We start from the raw sequence: 17,185 nt of genomic DNA, 5'->3' as shown, positions 1-17,185 counted from the left end.
CTTACCATCTTATGTCTTTAACAGCAGGTGATCGGCTGCCTTCATTTAACGATGCCTGCGATAAAGGGTATCCGGCCCATGAGGAAAGGTGTCATGCGGCGGAAACGTATCGTGTGGCGGATTAGGGAAGGTGTCATGAGGTGGGTAAGGGAATGTGTCGTGTGGCTGATGCGGAAACGTATCATGCGGGAACGTGTCGTGTGGAAAGCTGTCATGTGGGAACGTGTCATGAGGCAGGGAATCGTTTGGCAATGAATCACGTTTGGCAAAAGCTGATTCTTTTGCATTCAGCTTTTCAATCACCGAGTTCTCTTTCCGGCAGGCTGTTGCTGCTACAATAAAAGTGCCTACTACCAGGAGCGAAAAATGAAGTTTGTGCATAAGCTAAAATATGGTTTGATTACACATATATAGACCGCTGCTTCATGTCCTGAGGTTGGGTACCTGCACCAAAATATTTTATTTTCTTAGTGGCACGCGTATGTAAAATTCCAGCTGTTTATCCTGCAGGGGTTGTACCGGCTTTGCAAAGCCGCTGTTGCCGGCAGAGCGCAGCAGAATGGCCCGGTAGCTTACCCCTACCTGTATACGGGGACGGATAAAATAGCCTGCATCCAGGCTCCAGCTGAGTGTATGCATGCCCGGTAGCTGCTGCTTGCTGAAGGCAGGTGTGCTGCCTGTAGGTACGCTTTGCAGGCTGTCCGTGTGAGAGCTTGTTTCCGGTGTGCCTTTGGTGCCGGAGGGTAAAGCATACTGATAGGTAAGCCCGGTGCTGAAGATCCATTTGTTTATAACATAGGCAACATTTACCCCTGCCCCACCCACAAAAGTGCTTTTAACAGTATAAGGCGTAGTGATGCTGTCGGTTCTGTATTCACCTGAGGCTGCGCCTGAGCTATCCGTTTCCTGTTTTCTGTTAACAGCGATGTGGCTGAATGCTTTACCAAAGCCGGTGAGGTACGAAGCGCTTAATGTTGGCTGCAGGTATAAGCCCCGGGCTATTGGAAATGAATACAATGCGCTCAGCTTAAAGCCCAATCCGTTCCCGGGTTTGGTTGTGCCGCTGTCTCCTGCTGCTACGCCAACACTCAATGGATATACGAAACCTGCCTGTAATGCCAGGCCGCCTATTATAGCCTCGGAATTATTTACCGGGTCTCTAAAACCTCCTCCCATAAAGCCTACCTGCTCCCGGCTGTTTAATGGCAGGGCGGGCAGGTGTATAGAAAATGCATTCACCGTGCGTAAGGGTTTTAATACCATAGCGTTAGGTGTGCCTGTTGCATTTTTTATCGTAACAGGTGTTTTGCCCTGTTGGCTGGTATTGTTAGGCGTTGTTTGGCTAGGGATAATAGCTGATTGTGCTTTGTTAACATTATCAGGGTAGCTGGTTTGAGGTGTTTTTACCAGGCTGCCGGGTTTTGTTTTGCCGGCTGTTGTCTCTTCGCCGGAAACACCACTGGATGGTTGGGGTGCCTTTCTAACACCACCTGGTTTTGTTTTACCGGCTGTTTCCTCGCCAGAAACACCGCCGGATGGTTGTGTTGCCTTTCTCTGACCACCTGGTTTTGCTTTACCGGCTGTTTCCCCGCCAGGAACACCGCCGGATGGTTGCGTTGCCTTTCTCTGACCACCTGGTTTTGCTTTACCGGCTGTTTCCTCGCCAGAAACACCACCAGATGGTTGCGTTGCCTTTATAACACCACCGGGTTTGGTTTTGCCGGCTGTTTCCCCGCCAGAAACACCGCCGGATGGTTGTGTTCTTTTTATAACACTACCTGGTTTTGTTTTACCTGCACTGCCCTCGCCAGAAATGCTACCAGGTTTTACTTTGCCAGCTTTTATATACGGATGCTTTGAAGTATTGACAGTGCTTTTACCCGGCGTATTGATTGCCAGGTCAGTGGTTTTATCCGTCGCTGGCAGGCTGCCCGGCTTATTATTTATCTTTTCATTATTTCCGTTAATTACCTGATTTACAGGCTGTGATGTTTTATTGGCATTAGTCTTTTCTGAAGAAGATCGTCCCCCTGCAGGTAATGCACTTTTAGCAGTAGACTTATTTATTAAATTATTTGAAGATAACCCTGTATCTGATTCTCTTACAACAGGTTGAGGAATATTCGTTGTTGAAGATAATTCCTCCTGAGCAGCTTTTTCATCGCCGGTAGCTCCTGCTTCACCTGCACCGGAAGCCGGGGCAGCGTTCCTACCCTTTTCACCAGTTCTTTTTTCCGTACCAGCTGTTACACCACTCCACAGTTCATTACCCTGCGGTATTACCTGGGTGATTAACCTGCCTGCACCCGCTGCCAAACCATAAGGTCTTTTTCTATTACCATCACCATTTATGCCTTCTGCTGTATCATCACCATCTATACCCTCTGCTGCATTACCATTTATACCTTCTGCGGTATTACCACCTTCTCCTTGTCCGTTCAGGGCAGCTCCCCTGTTACCCTCATCCATCGTATCACTTTCTGTTGATCCGTATACGGCAGTTCCCTCATTATTTCCGGCTGCCGAATCATTTTTCTTTTCCGTACTTAATGTATCACCATTGCGCTCATTCACTTTTACCGTACTCACATTTTCATGTACAACTCCTTGTAATTCTTTATTTTCTGTTGTTTGATGACGATTTACCTGTAAATATACTACCAGTGCAACCAGCCCCACCGCTGCCGCTGCAGCTGCTAGCCACAGCATACCCTGACCCGTGGCAAACCAGGGTTTCGGCAGCGGTGACGGCTGCTGCGCAGGCACAGGCACAGCGGCATTATCCAGCAGGCTGGCCATTTTGGACCAGGCCTGCTGCTTAGCTTCCATGCCGGTATCATCCGGCACAGGTTGTTGTGCAGCCGCTTTCAGCCAGTCTTCAATATGTTTCTGCTGATCATCCATTCATATTGCGCTTTAATGACGATGGTGGCGCTGCTATATACCGTTGCAGCAAACGCTTCCCTTCTGCCACATGCCATTTGGTTGTGCCGGTGCTGATGCCCAGCAGTTCAGCGATTTCTTTGTGCGAATAGCCCTCTATGATAAATAAGTTGATCACGATCCTTGTTGTAGGCGGCAGCTGCTGCAATACCAGCAGCAGGTCCTTATATTCCAGTGTATTGCTCTCTGTGGTAATGGCCAGATCCCCCGGCAGCTCTCCCGGCATTTGCTCTTTTGTTTGCCCGGCCCCGTTCCTGAAATAATCTGCAACTGCGTGCACCATAATACGGCGCAGCCATCCTTCAAAACTACCGGTTTGCTGGTACTGGGCTATTTTAGTAAATGCCCGCAGGAAACCGTTGTTCAAAATATCAGTTGCCTTGTCCCGGTCACTGGTGTACCGCCTTATCACTGCCAGCATCCGGTCAAAGAACAGGTAGTATAGCTTCTCCTGGCACAAACGGTCATTACTACGGCAACCGGCCAATAGCTGGTCCAGTTGGCCGTGTGTTTGATTAGAATGGTCCGTATGGTCGGATAAGTTAGACGGCAGTTTCTTTCAGATTAAGCATACAGTAGACAGGCAATATCACCGGCCCTGATAGCATAGACAGGGAATAAATGCCTGGAGGTTGGGTACATTCAAAAAAAAATTATGAATTGAATGCAAAATGCTGAATGCTAAACGCTTAACGCTGCTTATGTTTTGCTAAAGGCATTGCATTATGGTATGGGCTTCAGCTTTAAGCATTCAGCATTCTTACGGCTTCACATACACCTCTATAATAGCATTAGTAGGGCGGCGCGGCGCCAGAAATTCATCTACCTGTTTATAGTGCTGTTTCAGCTCAGGTCTTAAGGCAAAAGGAAAAAAGTTGTTCAGTCCGGGTGCATATTCATATAAGATAATATCATAGTGGTGCTGTTGTACTTTTTCCTTAAAGGCTGCCAGCTGCCGGTTAAACATGCCCACACCCAGGTGGTACCACAGCGGGTAATCCTCCCCGGTTTCCAGCTTAAAGGGCATAGCATAAGCCAATGGCGTTAACTCCGTCATATTCAGTACTTTAATACTGTCTTTCTTTTCCTTTACCACAGGCATCGCCAGCAAGCGCTCCATACCATGTACGGTAGATGGCGGCATGTATATTTTCTTGAACCCCGGCAGGTCAGTGAAGATCCATTCTGAAGTAGGCACATCCCTGGTGGTATCTGTATTCAGCATAAAGTTCCGGCGGGATACCACATTCTCTGCATTCGGGTCCGGTGCGCCCTGCACCATTTCTGTAGGGGCCGGGAAAATACGCTGAAAAATACGGTCAATGTATTTCCAGAACACGCCGGACCACCACAGCAGCACTAGCAGCGCACTGCTTAAAAACGCATTACGGCGGCCCAGGTCAATATGCTGCATGCCGGCAAAATGTGTGCACAGGAATGCAAAGGCAAAGCTGTGGAAGAAGATGTTGTTATCCGGCGGTGTGTAGCTGGTTACCTGGAACAGGGCTGCCTCTGCCAGTATGCCCAGGGTAAGCAGGGTAAACAGCATGGCCGTTTTGTTCTCCCAGAAAGCTTTAAAGTTACGCAGGGCCGGTACCAGGCATAACACCATGAGCACCAGGTAAAACTTGATCCACTGGGAACCGCCCAGGATCTCTTCTGCAAAATCCGTTACTGCCAGGCGGGAATTATGCGGGGGCTGCCCATGGTTATACCAGTATCCAAAACCATGCGGCAGCAGCGGGCCTATAATAATGGCCGCTACCAGGAAATAAAAGCCCAGGAAAACAGGGATCTCCCACCAGCGCTTTTCATGGATACTATTATATAATAACAGGGCCAGGCATAACAGCAGGGCCAGTCCGCCCCCATCCTGCTTGGTAAAAATAGACAGGAAGGTGAACAGGGCTGCCAGCAGCAGGTACAGGAAACGCAGCTTTTGCACCGGGCGGTTGATGTACTGGAACAGGAAGGCTAAGCCCACCAGCTCATACACAATTACCGTATGGTTATACCAGGGCCAGAAGTTGAAAAAGGAATAAGACAGCACAAACACCATTACGGACAAAGCCCGTATGGCCGGCTCTATATTCAGGCTTTTTAAAATGGAGCGGAAAGCAAATCCCGCCATAATATTAATGAACACCTGCGCTTTTACGAGTGAGATCAGCTGCGGGCCAAATATGCGGAAGAACAGGGACGGTATCAGCCAGAAGCCATAGCCCAGCGGCGTACCAAAATCCTTATAGGGCATTTGCCCGATGGACATACGGTAAGCGCCCTCCCACGACAAAAAGATATTAACCCGGTAAGGAAAAGTAGTGAACAGGGGCACCAGCGCCAGGCCAATGATCAGCACACATTCAATAACAGTAAAAACAGTACGTTTCTGGTAAAGGGATGTCCCGGACAACATAATGGGGGTTTTTATGTTTTTGAAGGCGTAAAAGTAGTTTTATTAGCGGAAAGCGCAAAGCTTAAAGCAGAAAGCCGGATGCAGCACCCCGGCACCCTGGGTTCAGTAATCATTATGACAAGGACAAGGCAATGACGATGGCCACCAGGGTTAACCCTTCAATATTTAACCTTTTCAACAAAGTAAATACAACCTTTCAACAAAATGCCCAATCCTTCCTGCATCTACTTTTGCATAAAAAAAATGGAGCTCACAAATAATAACAAAATGGTTTTGGTGACCGGTGGTTCGGGGTTTATTGCCAGCTATTGTATTATCGCTTTGCTGAATAAGGGTTATAAAGTTAAGGCCAGCCTGCGGTCGCTTAACCGTATTGCTGAGGTAAAGCAAATGTTAACGAACGGCGGCATAACAGATTTTGCTAACCTTTCTTTTGTGGAAGCCGATCTGTCACGGGAAAACGGCTGGGCTGAAGCTGCACAGGGCTGTACCTATGTTATCCATTGCGCCTCGCCTACCCCCAGGCCGGATGCCAGGCATGAGGATGAATTTATTTTACCCGCGGTTAATGGAACCTTGTTTGTGCTGCGGGCCGCAAAAGCCGCTGGTGTACAGCGGGTTGTGCTGACATCTGCATTTGGCGCCGTTTGCTATGGAACTGATAAAAAAACACCTTATACCGAAGAGGATTGGTCTGACCTTAGCCAAAACCTGCCTGCATACCAGAAATCTAAAACCCTGTCGGAAAAAGCCGCATGGAATTACGTAACCGGTGAAGGCAAGGGACTGGAGCTTGCCGTAATAAACCCTGTGGGCGTACTAGGGCCGGTGCTGGGAGCCGATTATTCTCATTCCATACAGATAATACACCGGATGCTGGCGGGCCAGCTAAAAGGCTTGCCCAGGCTGCGTGCCGGCTATGTTGATGTACGGGATGTAGCGGATCTGCATGTAAAAGCAATGGTTGATCCCGCAGCCAGGGGTGAGCGTTTCCTTGCCGTAGCCGGTGAAGCCATCTCCATGCTGGATATCGCTGATATATTACACAGGGAGTTCGGCGAAAAGGCAGCAAAAGTTCCCCGCAAGGAAATTCCCAGCTGGCTTATCCGGCTTATTGCGCTTTTTAACCCGGAGGTAAGGCTCATTGTGCCTCACCTGGACCTGGTTAAAGGGGCAAGCCATGAGAAAGCCACCCATTTGCTGAACTGGCATCCGCGAAGTAATAAGGAAGCAGTGACCGCAACCGCTGAAAGTTTAATGAGACTGGGTTTGCTGCAGTGATTTTGGCGCTAACCGCTGCGCCTTTGAACAAACATTATCATCATCTTAGAAAGAGATCAGTATGAGAAATTACAGAACATTAGGCAGATCAGGCCTGCGGGTAAGCCCGTTATGCCTGGGCGGCATGACCTTTGGAACCGATTGGGGCTGGGGCGCCGATGAAAAAGCATCGGAACAGATCATTCACAGCTTTATTGATGCCGGCGGCAATTTTATAGACACGGCCAGTGTATATACCAACGGGCATTCTGAAAAGATCATTGGCGATGTTATTGGCAGCCGATCAGGTTTGCGCACCCGGATGGTGATCGGCACCAAATTTTCAGGCAATATTTACCCTGGTGATCCTAACGGCGGCGGCACAGGCGCTAAAGCCATTATGGAAAGCTGCCATCAGTCGTTAAGACGGCTGCAAACGGATTACATCGACCTTTTTTCCATTCATCAATGGGATTGGAATACCCCGCTGGAAGAAACCATGCGCACATTAAATATGCTGGTAACCAGCGGCAAAGTCCGTTATATTGGCGTAAGCTACGCCCCGGCCTGGAAAATAGCACAGGCGCAAACCATGGCTGTTTTAAAAGACTGGACGCCCTTTGTTGGTTTGCAGATAGAATATTCGCTATTGCAGCGTACCATTGAAGATGAGCTGGTACCCATGGCAGCCGGACTCGGTTTAGGTATTACACCCTGGTCGCCATTGAAGGGCGGCCTGTTATCAGGCAAGTATAACCCCTCAGCCCAGGATCAAAGTGCAGGAACCCGACTGGGCGACACGGGCCGGGTGGCCGCACTATCGGACAAAGAGCTGGCAATTTTAGATGAGCTCCGCAAAATTGCAGCAGCACACCATACCACGCCCGCAGCCATTGCGCTGGCCTGGGTTACCGGAAGGCCCGGCGTAACCTCAACCATTATCGGCATCCGTAAACAGGAGCAATTGAAAGCCAACATGGCAGCGCTGGATGTGAAACTTACGGCAGCAGCGCTTAAAGCGCTGGACGATCTTTCCTTACCACCGGCAACTTTTGTAAGCAGCTATGGTGAAGGTGCAAAGATGTTCCAGCATGGCGGTATTCATGTGAATGGCCATCAGCCCGCTGTGCTGCCGCTTACCCGGAACATGGCGCCCGGCAAATATTAACTGATTAGTTAACTTTATATTATGGAATATACGGGCGCAGATGTAAAGGGCCGGATCTTTGTATCCTGTAAAAAGGAAAAACATTACAGCCGGGAGCTGATACTGGATCAGCATGCGCTGGTTTATGTTTTTGCAGGAACGCTGGAGTTATCCTATGCCGACCAGGTGCACCGTTTTACCCGGGGAACAACGCTTCTCATCCCGCGCAACCAATTGGGCCGCATGGCCAAACTGCCCGCAGAGGATGTCCCCTTCCGTTCGCTTTCCATCCTGTTCCCGGAAGCATTGCTAAGAAAGTTTTATGCCGCACAGGCGGAAAACCCGGCCGAAGGCAAATGGCACGGCCATCTGGCATTAGAAAAACACCCTTTGCTCGAAAGCCTGTTTAGCTCACTGCTGCCTTATTTTGAAATGCGGGACGAATTACCGCCTGAGCTGGCCGGAATTAAGATCGCTGAATGCCTTACGGTGCTGGATGCCTGCAATCCACAGGTTAAAAGGCTGCTTAGCGCTTTTCACGAACCAGGTAAGATTAACCTGGCCGATTTTATGGAACAGCATTTCCTGTACAACCTCCCGCTCCAGAAGCTTGCCTACCTTACAGGGCGCAGTCTTAGCACTTTTAAAAAGGATTTTAAAAAAGTGTACCAAACCACTCCCCGCCGCTGGCTTACCCGTAAACGCCTGGAGCACGCGCATTACCAGATTGCAGTTAAGAAACGGAAACCCACTGAAATATTTATTGATGCCGGCTTTGAGAACCTGTCACATTTTTCCTTTGTCTTTAAAAAGCATTTTGGATATAATCCCACGCAAGTGCAGTAGTAGAAATTAGCTGTGCTTCAAGGTACTATGGGGTTGTGTGGCATTGGGGCATTCATCTTAAGCATTTAGCGTTTAGCATTCAGCGTTAGGCGTTAAGCATTAAACGTTTAGCCTTCAGCATTATGCATTCACCCTTCAGCATTTAGCATTCACGTAATTGTACAAGCAAAAAACCCCAATCCTTTGTATATTGCCCCCCGTATTAACATCTGTTCATCCCCGTGCAATATCTGAAACTACTCAGGCCTCATCATTGGGTCAAAAATCTGTTCCTGTTTATTCCCCTCTTTTTTGCGGGAGAACTATTTTATCTATCTACCATCGGGCATCTTTTAGCCGCCTTTTTTGCGTTCAGCCTTACGGCCAGCAGCATTTATATCATAAATGATTATAAGGATATTGAAGCCGACCGCGCGCACCCGGTTAAATCCAAACGCCCCCTGGCCTCCGGCGCAGTATCCCCCACAGCCGGCCTGGTGCTGTTTGTAGTGTGTATGATCATTGGGCTGGGACTGGCCTGGTATGTTAAACCAAAATTCCTGTTCGTAGTAGGTATCTACTTTATTTTAAACCTGTTATACTCCCTTGGGTTAAAGAATATCTCCATCCTGGACATTATCATTCTTTCCATAGGTTTTGTGCTGCGCATTAAAGCGGGTGGCATTGCCTCCGGCACCGCCGTATCTTCCTGGCTTATAGTAATGGTGTTCCTGCTGGCGCTGTTTATGGCAGTGGCCAAACGCCGGGATGATGTGATCATTAAACAGGTATCCGGCCAGGAAATGCGAAAAGCCGCCAAAGGGTATAACATGGATTTCATGAACGTAACACTGGCCTTATTGTCTGCCGTGATCATTGTGTGTTACCTCATGTACACGCTTGACCCGGTAACTATGCTGCGCTTTGGCACCCACCGCCTTTTTTACACCACCCTTTTTGTTATTGCAGGATTATTACGATATTTGCAAATAACCTACGTAGAGAACAATACCGGTTCTCCCACTAAGATCCTGTACAAAGACCGCTTCATACAGTTAACCATAGCCCTGTGGATCCTAAGTTTTTATGTGATCATTTATTTACCGGCAAACAAAAGTTTTTTTAACTAATGCAAAAACGGTTAGCAAATTGGGGCAATTATCCCGTAGTAGCAAGCGAAGAAAGCTCTTTCTCCAGGGAAGATCAGTTACAGGATCTGCTTCACACACAAACACCCCTCATTGCGCGGGGCAACGGACGCTGTTATGGAGATGCATCCCTGGGCACACACAGCATCTCTACCCTTAAGTACGATAAAGTTCTGAGCTTTGATATTGAAAAGGGCCTGTTTGAATGCCAGGCCGGCGTTACGCTGGACCAGATCCTGGATATTATAGTGCCCAAAGGCTGGTTCCTGCCGGTTACCCCCGGCACCAAGTTCATTACCGTTGGCGGCGCAGTAGCCTCCGATGTGCATGGCAAGAACCACCACGTAGATGGCGCCTTTTCCAACCAGGTGGTATCTATGGACGTGATCACCTCCCAGGGGCTTATCACCTGCTCCCCTGACCAGGAGCCCGACCTGTACTGGGCTACCTGCGGCGGCATGGGCCTTACCGGCATTATTACCCGGGTGCAGTTCCGCCTGAAGAAAGTTGAAACCTCCTATATAAAACAGAAGCAGATCAAAGCCCGCAACCTGGACGAAGTGATCCGCCTGTTCGAGGAAAATAAGCACTATACCTATTCCGTAGCCTGGATTGACTGCCTGCAGAAAGGCGATTCCTTTGGCCGGAGTATCTTAATACTGGGCGAACATGCTACCAAAGCAGAACTATCGCCCCAACAAGCGCAGGCTCCCCTGCAGCTTCCCTCTAAAAAGAAGCTCACCATCCCTTTCAACCTGCCGTCATTTGTGCTGAACACCTTTACCGTAAAGGCGTTCAACTGGCTGTATTATGCCAAGAACACCAAACGGGAGATCAATAATGTGGTGTCTTACGAACCCTTCTTTTACCCGCTGGATGCTTTCCTGCACTGGAACCGGGGCTATGGCAAAGCTGGTTTTGTGCAATACCAGTTTGTGCTGCCTATGGATCAGAAACAGGGCCTGGTAGAGATCCTGCAACGCATCAGCAGCAAAGGCCTGGGCTCTTTCCTGGCCGTGCTGAAGGTATTTGGCAAGCAGGATAACCTCATCTCCTTCCCTATGGAGGGCTATACCCTGGCGCTGGATTTTCCCGTGCGTAAAGGTTTATTTGAATTCCTGGACGAGCTGGATGCCCTGGTGCTGCAATACGGCGGCCGCCTGTACCTCTCCAAGGATGCCCGCATGAAACAGGAAGTGTTCTGGCAAAGTTATCCTCATGTACAGCGTTTTGCCGGGATCGTAAAGCAATACAACAGCGATAACCGCTTCCGTTCTTTACAATCAGACCGCCTCTTGCTAACGGCGGCGCCGTCAGCAGCAGAATTAATAATGAATAATGAAGAATTAATAATCAGGGAGGCAGTGGTTAAATAATTAGCTGTTACTTCATTATAGTTCTTTCATCATCCATCATTCAAAACAGCATACCGTTCACACTTATAAGTATAAAACCGATTAAAAGCACCGCTGTATTCGTGTAGCTCGTCATACTACGAGGTAATTGTGCTCTCGATTATTAATTCTTAATTCTTCATTCTTAATTATAAAGATGACTGTTTTAATTCTGGGTGCAGGATCCGATATGGCTGTAGCCATGGCCCGTCAGTTTGCCGCCGAAAAGTACGATGTGCAGCTGGCCGCCCGCAATACTTCTTTTTTACAGGCGCAGGAAAATGACCTGCGCATACGCTATGGCATCAATGCCAGCTCCCATGCTTTTGATGCCGTTGATTTTGCCAGCCACCCCGGCTTTTACGAAAGCCTGCCGGTAAAGCCCGATATTACTATCTGCGTGTTCGGCTACCTGGGCGATCAGGAGCTGGGGCAAACCAACTGGCAGGAAGCCAGCCGTATTATTCATACCAACTATACCGGCGCCGTTTCTATCTTAAATGTGGTAGCTGCTGATTATGCCGCCCGCCGCCAGGGTACTATCATAGGTATTAGCTCAGTGGCCGGCGAGCGTGGCCGCCAGAGCAATTATTTATATGGTAGCGCCAAAGCCGGTTTTACCGCTTACCTGAGCGGCCTGCGCAACCGCCTTTTCCATAATGGTGTGCATGTAATGACCGTACAACCGGGATTTGTGTATACCCGCATGACGGAAGGATTAACGCTGCCGCCCCTCTTAACCGCCCAGCCAACAGATGTAGCCAGCGCTATTGTAAAGGCTGCTAAGGCAAAGAAAAATGTGCTGTACGTAAAATGGTTTTGGCGGTATATTATGTTGATTATTAAGTCAATACCTGAGTTTATCTTCAAAAAATTAAAATTATAAAATAGCTGCCTGCAAGTAATTAACTGATAATGGTTAATGTTTAATTTTGATTGATTATCAGCTGTTAATGACCTGCCAATCTTACAATTAAATATGAAGCAAACGATCGCTTTCTTTGATTTTGATGGTACTATCACTACTAAGGATACCATGTTTGAGGTGATCCGCTACCAGAAAGGCAGCGGGGCTTTATACCTGGGATTCCTGTTGTTATCCCCTCTGCTGGTGCTGTTTAAATTAAAGCTGGTATCCAGCCATACCATGAAAGAGATCTTTTTACGCTACTTTTTTAAAGGCGCAGCAGTAGGCGCCTTCCGGGAAAAATGTGTGGCCTTTTGCCGGGAACGCCTGCCGGCGCTCATACGGCCCGGCGCACTGGCGGCTATTAAAGAGCACCAGGAAAAAGGACACCAGGTAGTAATAGTAACCGCCTCCGCACAGGATTGGGTAGGCCCCTGGTGCGAGAAAATGGGCATCACCTGCATTGCCACCCAGCTGGAAGTAAAAAATGAGCAGCTAACCGGTAATATATTGGGACTTAATTGTAATGGGGATGAGAAGGTATGCCGTATTAAGAACGAATATGACCTGGAGCTGTTTGAAAATATTTTTGCCTATGGCGATAGCAGCGGCGATAAGGCTATGCTGGCAATCGCAGGAACCCGCCGGTTTAAGCCGTTCAGGAGTTAATAAAATGACCCAACACCCAGCCAAAACCTGTGCTTAATACCACTATGGCAAATGCCACTAAATAACTTTTGGCTTTTGCAGAATTATCCTGCTTATAATGCCTTTTCATTTTGTAATAAATAACCGGGTAAAGCGTCATGGCTGGCGAAAACCAGTAGATCTGCCCTATCCAGTAGGCCCAGTTAACCGGTAACGACGAGTTAAATACCAATGCGATCTCAATTAACACTATTACATATAGCACAATAAAGGTCATCACAAATGCAACCGCATTAATACTGAATAAATGACCTATGTTGATCCTGGATTGATAAATGTCTTTCAGCATTATTTAGTCTATACACACAAATATATAAATAACGACATATATTAGGTTGATAACTTGTTCCGCTGCCTCAGCCACCGGCCAGCTGCTTGTAACAATCTGATCCTCAGTGTGATTATTCTTATCCGCTCGCCCTTCGTCATAATAATCAGCAATTATTTATGCTGAATCCCTAACTTAAAGCAAACCTACCTGCAGCATGACAACTACTGCTATCCCTGCTTCTCCACGCAATGTATCTATTGATCTCCTGCGGGGCTTGGTAATGTTCATTATGGCGCTGGATCATGTCCGCGACCTGTTACATGCAGATGTCCTGTTCTTTAACCCGCTGGATGAAACCAAAACCACTGTGCTGCTTTATGCCACCCGCTGGATCACACATTTTTGCGCGCCTACATTTGTGATGCTGGCCGGTGCATCCGCTTACCTCATGGGTACCCGGCGTACCAAACCGGCGCTGTCCCGGTTCCTGCTTACCCGCGGCTTGTGGCTGGTATTTGTGGATATGGTGATCATGAGTTTTGGCTGGTCTTTTTCACCTAACACGATGCTATTTGGCGTACTGTCTGCCATAGGTGTGAGTATGATGATACTTGCGCTGCTCATTTACCTACCGGAACGCCTGCTGCCGGCGCTGGGCCTGATCATTGTTTTGGGTCATAATGCGCTGGATGGGATCCGGTTTGCGCCGGGCTCTGTGGCGCAGGTGCTTTGGAGCTTTGTAAATGTTCCCAACATGCTTCCTACCAACGGTTTTATTATTTTCATTGGTTACCCTGTGCTGGCCTGGCTGGGGGTATTACTTTGCGGGTATGGGCTGGGCATGTTATTCCGCCCGGGTTACGACCCTCAGAAACGCAAACGCCTGCTGCGCGCTATAGGGCTGGCTGCTGTTTTACTGTTCTTAATATTGCGCTATAGCAATGTTTACGGCAACCCTGCTCCCTGGAAACCGGGCGCTAATGCCCTGCAAACGCTCATGATCTTCTTTAATGTACAGAAGTATCCGCCATCCTTATTGTTTACGCTGATTACTTTGGGACCGGTGTTGCTCTTACTGTCGTTTATTGCGGATAAGCCCCTCCGGCCCACCAACCCGCTTGTGTATTTCGGGCGGGTACCCTTCTTTTATTATGTGCTGCACTTTCACATTATTCATATCATCGGTATAATCATTGGCGTGGCTATGGGCCACCCGCTACGCTTTATGCTTACCTATAATTTTATCACGGACACTGCTAAGCTGAAAGGCCATTACGGGGTATCCCTGGCAGCGGTATATGTGATCTGGCTGCTGCTGGTAGCAGCTATGTACCCGCTGTGCAAATGGTATGCGGGGTATAAGCAACGGCACCAGGACTGGCGATGGCTGAGCTACCTGTGAGGATATTCAAATGGAGAGATCCAAAGATCTAAGTATTCATTATAAAACAAAATGTCCGGATGATATGATCACCCGGACATTTATATTATTAGCCTTTCGGCATCTATACGTATTCAACTATCTGCACATTGTTAAGCAGCTGCCTTAAACGTAGCCCTTTTCACTCTGGCACTCTTCAGCTTAATAATGCCTACCCAGTTCATAACTTTCATTACGGGGTAAGTAGGATCCAGCTCAAACCATTTCTTGGCAAAGTTAGGACTGTCCTTAAACTTGTGGTGGTTGTTCTGGAACAGCTCACCTAACAGGATAATACCCCAGGGAGATGAGTTCCTGGAATGGTCGCCGTTATTAAAGTTGCTGTAACCATACTTGTGACCGCACCAGTTCACTACGGCGCCCTGTACAGGCCCCATCAGGAAGTGGATAGGCAGCAGCAGGTACCACCAGAAGCTGGGGGCAAAAGCCACGTAAAAACCAATATAGCTTAAAGCAAATGCCAGGCGGGTCAGTATATGGTCGCCAACACGGTCCATAGCATCCCATTCCGGTAACGGCTCGTCAGTGAACTTAGCATCCGGCACATTCTTACGATTTAAAATATCGTTATAGATCTGGCGGGTACGCACCATCATGCTCCAAACATCTTTGAAGAAGTGGGGAGAATGCGGGTCATGTTCAGTATCGCTATATTCATGATGCATACGGTGCATTACACCATACGCTCTTGGAACCAGGTAGGAAGAGCCCTGGAAAAACCAGGTGGCAAAGTAGAATACACGCTCCCAGCCTTTGCTGGTGGTGTACATCTGGTGAGATGCATACCGGTGTAAGAAAAATGTGTGAAAGAACAATGAGAAGAACCAATGCACACAGAAGAAGATCAGAATTGCTATCATTAACCTTTAACTTTAAAAAATGAGTATTAGAGGTCAAAGGTACTTTAAAATATTGGAAGCCAGTGCAATGAAATGTTAAATAGTCAACGGTCCAGGGACCTCTGTCCACTGCCTGCTTTCAACTGTTGGGCCCACTGCCGGCCGCCAACAGCCAACAGCCAATAGCTAATAGCTAACGGCTCATCTTCACCCATCTTAGCTCCAGCATATTCAATCCTCCTTCCCTCAATCCCTTCACATTGGGCTGTATAAAATGCACGGCTTCATCATAAAAAACAGGCACCAGCGGCGCGTCCTGTACTATTAGCTGGTCCATTTGCCGGTACAGCTCATAGCGCAGGGAGTCATTGGTTTCCTGCAAGGCCTGTTCATAAAGCTTGTCAAAGTCCGGGTTATTATACCGTGTGTAGTTAGGCGGAGCGGGATTTTTACCGTAAAAGAACGCCAGGAAGCTTTCGGCATCCGGGTAATCGGCTATCCAGCTGCCCCGGAAGAACAGGGCGGCCGATTTAGCCGTTTGCTCCAGCAGCAGGCTTTTTTGCACTACCTCCACCTGTACAGGAATACCCAGCTCCTGTAGCTGGTTGGCTATATAATTAGAGAGATCTGCATAAACAGGGATAGTGAGCAGGCGTATCCTGGGCAGCCCCTTCCCTTCCGGGAAACCGGCTTCCTGCAGCAGCTGGCGTGCACGGGCAGGATCGTACGTATAGCCTTTTACTTTAGCTGCATCAAAAGAAGGCAGGCCACGGGGCACAAAACCCGCATTGGCAGGCACGCCTATGCTGTTGCGCAGGTAGGTCATCATTTTCGTACGGTCAAACCCGTAGTTAATGGCCAGCCGTACTTTTTTAAGCCGTGTGGGCGATTGTTTGAGCGCCGCCTGGCTGCTGTCCAGCATAAAACCCAGGTACTCCACATTCAGGTACGGTGTTTTAGACAGTACCATCTTACCGTTCCATTCCTTTTTAAGCTGGCCTGTTTTGGTAAGCACCTCATCTTTAAAAGAAGCATCCAGGTCGTTCATAAAATCCAGCTGCCCCTGGCGGAACAGCAGGAACTCAGTAGCCTTATTATCCAGGAAGGTCATTTTCACGGCATCCAGGTAAGGCAGGGGTTTTCCCTGCGCATCTTTTTCAAAATAATGCGGGTGGCGGTGCAGGATCAGGGCCTGCCCCTCGTCCCAGTCGAAGTACCGGAAAGGCCCGGTACCACAGGGATGGCGCCGGAAATCGGCCCCGTATTTTTCCACTACCTCTTTAGGTACAATAGAGCAGTACTGCATGCTCAGGATCCCCAGTATAGGATGAAAAGGTTGTAACAGCTTTAGCTGGAACACAGTATCATTCAGCGCTTTGAAACCCTCTTTTGGATCTACCTTGCCGTTAAAGATCCAGGCCCCTGGCGATGCGGTGGCAGGGTCCATAATACGGCGAAAGCTGTACACCACATCCTGCGCCGTCATACGCCGGCCCTTGCCGTTCACAAAAGCATCATTATCATGGAAGTATACATCCGGCCGCAGGTAAAAGGTAAAGGTGGTATGGTCGGCGCTCTCCTCCCAGCGGGTAGCCAGCAGGGGCCGGATGACCATTTGGGTATCCGGCTCCACCAGGGTGCTGTATACCTGGTGAACGGCCCACATAATTGCCTGACTTTTGGCAAAAGCAGGGTCCAGGGATGATAGTCCATCGGTGTGATTAAACCGGAATACCTGGGTATTGGAACGGTGATCCGGCTGGCAGCCCATTACAAAAGTAAAAGCAGAGATAACACAATTTATTAATACAATAACGGAGGTACTTTTACGTTTGTTAGCCGTCATTTACATGTAAGGTTTTACATTTTACACTGTAAATTAATAT

The 17,185-nt window shown here is 48.5% G+C and carries 15 protein-coding genes; 8 read left to right on the top strand and 7 right to left on the bottom strand.

From position 1 onward, the window contains the following. Window positions 1–45 precede the first annotated feature (45 nt). The 4 genes from BMZ54_RS33165 to BMZ54_RS12220 all read right to left on the bottom strand — a co-directional run bounded on the left by BMZ54_RS33165 (window position 46) and on the right by BMZ54_RS12220 (window position 5,359). Complete coding sequence (locus tag BMZ54_RS33165) at window positions 46–381, bottom strand: hypothetical protein (RefSeq protein WP_202909213.1); 336 nt, start codon at window positions 379–381, stop codon at window positions 46–48. Window positions 382–459: 78 nt separating this feature from the next. Then, complete coding sequence (locus BMZ54_RS12230) at window positions 460–2,904, bottom strand: hypothetical protein (RefSeq protein ID WP_089911282.1); 2,445 nt, start codon at window positions 2,902–2,904, stop codon at window positions 460–462. Then, window positions 2,897–3,430, bottom strand: a complete 534-nt coding sequence (locus BMZ54_RS12225) for an RNA polymerase sigma factor (RefSeq protein ID WP_162277526.1) — start codon at window positions 3,428–3,430, stop codon at window positions 2,897–2,899. The genes BMZ54_RS12230 and BMZ54_RS12225 overlap by 8 nt, the downstream gene beginning before the upstream one ends. Before the next feature lie 273 nt (window positions 3,431–3,703). Continuing rightward, window positions 3,704–5,359, bottom strand: a complete 1,656-nt coding sequence (locus BMZ54_RS12220; protein WP_089911277.1) for a hypothetical protein — start codon at window positions 5,357–5,359, stop codon at window positions 3,704–3,706. A 267-nt stretch (window positions 5,360–5,626) separates the two neighbouring features. On the opposite strand from BMZ54_RS12220, the gene BMZ54_RS12215 reads away from it, so the two are divergent. The 7 genes from BMZ54_RS12215 (at window position 5,627) to BMZ54_RS12185 (ending at window position 12,709) form a co-directional block, all read left to right on the top strand. Then, on the top strand, window positions 5,627–6,640 hold the full coding sequence (locus tag BMZ54_RS12215) for an SDR family oxidoreductase (protein WP_238386563.1): 1,014 nt from the start codon (window positions 5,627–5,629) through the stop codon (window positions 6,638–6,640). 61 nt (window positions 6,641–6,701) lie between these two features. Then, window positions 6,702–7,787 (top strand): aldo/keto reductase, encoded by a 1,086-nt coding sequence (locus BMZ54_RS12210; RefSeq protein ID WP_202909212.1) that lies wholly within the window; start codon window positions 6,702–6,704, stop codon window positions 7,785–7,787. A gap of 21 nt (window positions 7,788–7,808) precedes the next feature. Further along, complete coding sequence (locus BMZ54_RS12205; RefSeq protein ID WP_143080983.1) at window positions 7,809–8,612, top strand: helix-turn-helix domain-containing protein; 804 nt, start codon at window positions 7,809–7,811, stop codon at window positions 8,610–8,612. A 221-nt stretch (window positions 8,613–8,833) separates the two neighbouring features. Further along, window positions 8,834–9,721: a decaprenyl-phosphate phosphoribosyltransferase gene (locus tag BMZ54_RS12200; RefSeq protein WP_089911272.1), complete on the top strand. Its 888-nt coding sequence runs from the start codon at window positions 8,834–8,836 to the stop codon at window positions 9,719–9,721. Beyond that, window positions 9,721–11,115 (top strand): FAD-binding oxidoreductase, encoded by a 1,395-nt coding sequence (locus BMZ54_RS12195; RefSeq protein ID WP_089911269.1) that lies wholly within the window; start codon window positions 9,721–9,723, stop codon window positions 11,113–11,115. Before BMZ54_RS12200 ends, BMZ54_RS12195 begins: the two co-directional genes overlap by 1 nt. A 175-nt stretch (window positions 11,116–11,290) precedes the next feature. Then, window positions 11,291–12,019 carry an SDR family oxidoreductase gene (locus BMZ54_RS12190; RefSeq protein WP_089911266.1) on the top strand — a complete coding sequence of 243 codons (729 nt, stop codon included), beginning with the start codon at window positions 11,291–11,293 and terminating at the stop codon, window positions 12,017–12,019. Window positions 12,020–12,112: 93 nt separating this feature from the next. Next, complete coding sequence (locus BMZ54_RS12185) at window positions 12,113–12,709, top strand: HAD-IB family hydrolase (protein WP_089911263.1); 597 nt, start codon at window positions 12,113–12,115, stop codon at window positions 12,707–12,709. Here BMZ54_RS12185 and BMZ54_RS12180 read toward each other — a convergent pair. After that, complete coding sequence (locus BMZ54_RS12180; RefSeq protein WP_089911260.1) at window positions 12,699–13,037, bottom strand: hypothetical protein; 339 nt, start codon at window positions 13,035–13,037, stop codon at window positions 12,699–12,701. The two genes, BMZ54_RS12185 and BMZ54_RS12180, sit on opposite strands and share 11 nt — an antisense overlap. Window positions 13,038–13,233: 196 nt before the next feature. On the opposite strand from BMZ54_RS12180, the gene BMZ54_RS12175 reads away from it, so the two are divergent. Continuing rightward, complete coding sequence (locus tag BMZ54_RS12175) at window positions 13,234–14,421, top strand: acetyltransferase domain-containing protein (RefSeq protein WP_089911258.1); 1,188 nt, start codon at window positions 13,234–13,236, stop codon at window positions 14,419–14,421. A gap of 131 nt (window positions 14,422–14,552) precedes the next feature. On the opposite strand, the gene BMZ54_RS12170 is transcribed toward BMZ54_RS12175, so the two are convergent. Then, window positions 14,553–15,320, bottom strand: a complete 768-nt coding sequence (locus tag BMZ54_RS12170) for an acyl-CoA desaturase (protein ID WP_089911255.1) — start codon at window positions 15,318–15,320, stop codon at window positions 14,553–14,555. A 172-nt stretch (window positions 15,321–15,492) separates the two neighbouring features. Continuing rightward, complete coding sequence (locus BMZ54_RS12165; protein ID WP_238386562.1) at window positions 15,493–17,145, bottom strand: ABC transporter substrate-binding protein; 1,653 nt, start codon at window positions 17,143–17,145, stop codon at window positions 15,493–15,495. Window positions 17,146–17,185: the final 40 nt, after the last annotated feature.

It is taken from the genome of Chitinophaga rupis, assembly GCF_900109685.1.
Lineage (GTDB): Bacteria > Bacteroidota > Bacteroidia > Chitinophagales > Chitinophagaceae > Chitinophaga > Chitinophaga rupis.
This window is presented reverse-complemented; position numbering and strand designations above follow the sequence as displayed.

Bases quoted from the DNA above. Each gene is read 5' to 3' on its own strand.
- BMZ54_RS12210 (WP_202909212.1), top strand. From the start codon at position 6,702: ATGAGAAATTACAGAACATTAGGCAGATCAGGCCTGCGGGTAAGCCCG.
- BMZ54_RS33165 (WP_202909213.1), bottom strand. From the start codon at position 381: ATGCACAAACTTCATTTTTCGCTCCTGGTAGTAGGCACTTTTATTGTA.
- BMZ54_RS12185 (WP_089911263.1), top strand. From the start codon at position 12,113: ATGAAGCAAACGATCGCTTTCTTTGATTTTGATGGTACTATCACTACT.
- BMZ54_RS12180 (WP_089911260.1), bottom strand. From the start codon at position 13,037: ATGCTGAAAGACATTTATCAATCCAGGATCAACATAGGTCATTTATTC.
- BMZ54_RS12230 (WP_089911282.1), bottom strand. From the start codon at position 2,904: ATGGATGATCAGCAGAAACATATTGAAGACTGGCTGAAAGCGGCTGCA.
- BMZ54_RS12215 (WP_238386563.1), top strand. From the start codon at position 5,627: ATGGTTTTGGTGACCGGTGGTTCGGGGTTTATTGCCAGCTATTGTATT.
- BMZ54_RS12190 (WP_089911266.1), top strand. From the start codon at position 11,291: ATGACTGTTTTAATTCTGGGTGCAGGATCCGATATGGCTGTAGCCATG.
- BMZ54_RS12175 (WP_089911258.1), top strand. From the start codon at position 13,234: ATGACAACTACTGCTATCCCTGCTTCTCCACGCAATGTATCTATTGAT.
- BMZ54_RS12165 (WP_238386562.1), bottom strand. From the start codon at position 17,145: ATGACGGCTAACAAACGTAAAAGTACCTCCGTTATTGTATTAATAAAT.
- BMZ54_RS12170 (WP_089911255.1), bottom strand. From the start codon at position 15,320: ATGATAGCAATTCTGATCTTCTTCTGTGTGCATTGGTTCTTCTCATTG.
- BMZ54_RS12195 (WP_089911269.1), top strand. From the start codon at position 9,721: ATGCAAAAACGGTTAGCAAATTGGGGCAATTATCCCGTAGTAGCAAGC.
- BMZ54_RS12220 (WP_089911277.1), bottom strand. From the start codon at position 5,359: ATGTTGTCCGGGACATCCCTTTACCAGAAACGTACTGTTTTTACTGTT.
- BMZ54_RS12205 (WP_143080983.1), top strand. From the start codon at position 7,809: ATGGAATATACGGGCGCAGATGTAAAGGGCCGGATCTTTGTATCCTGT.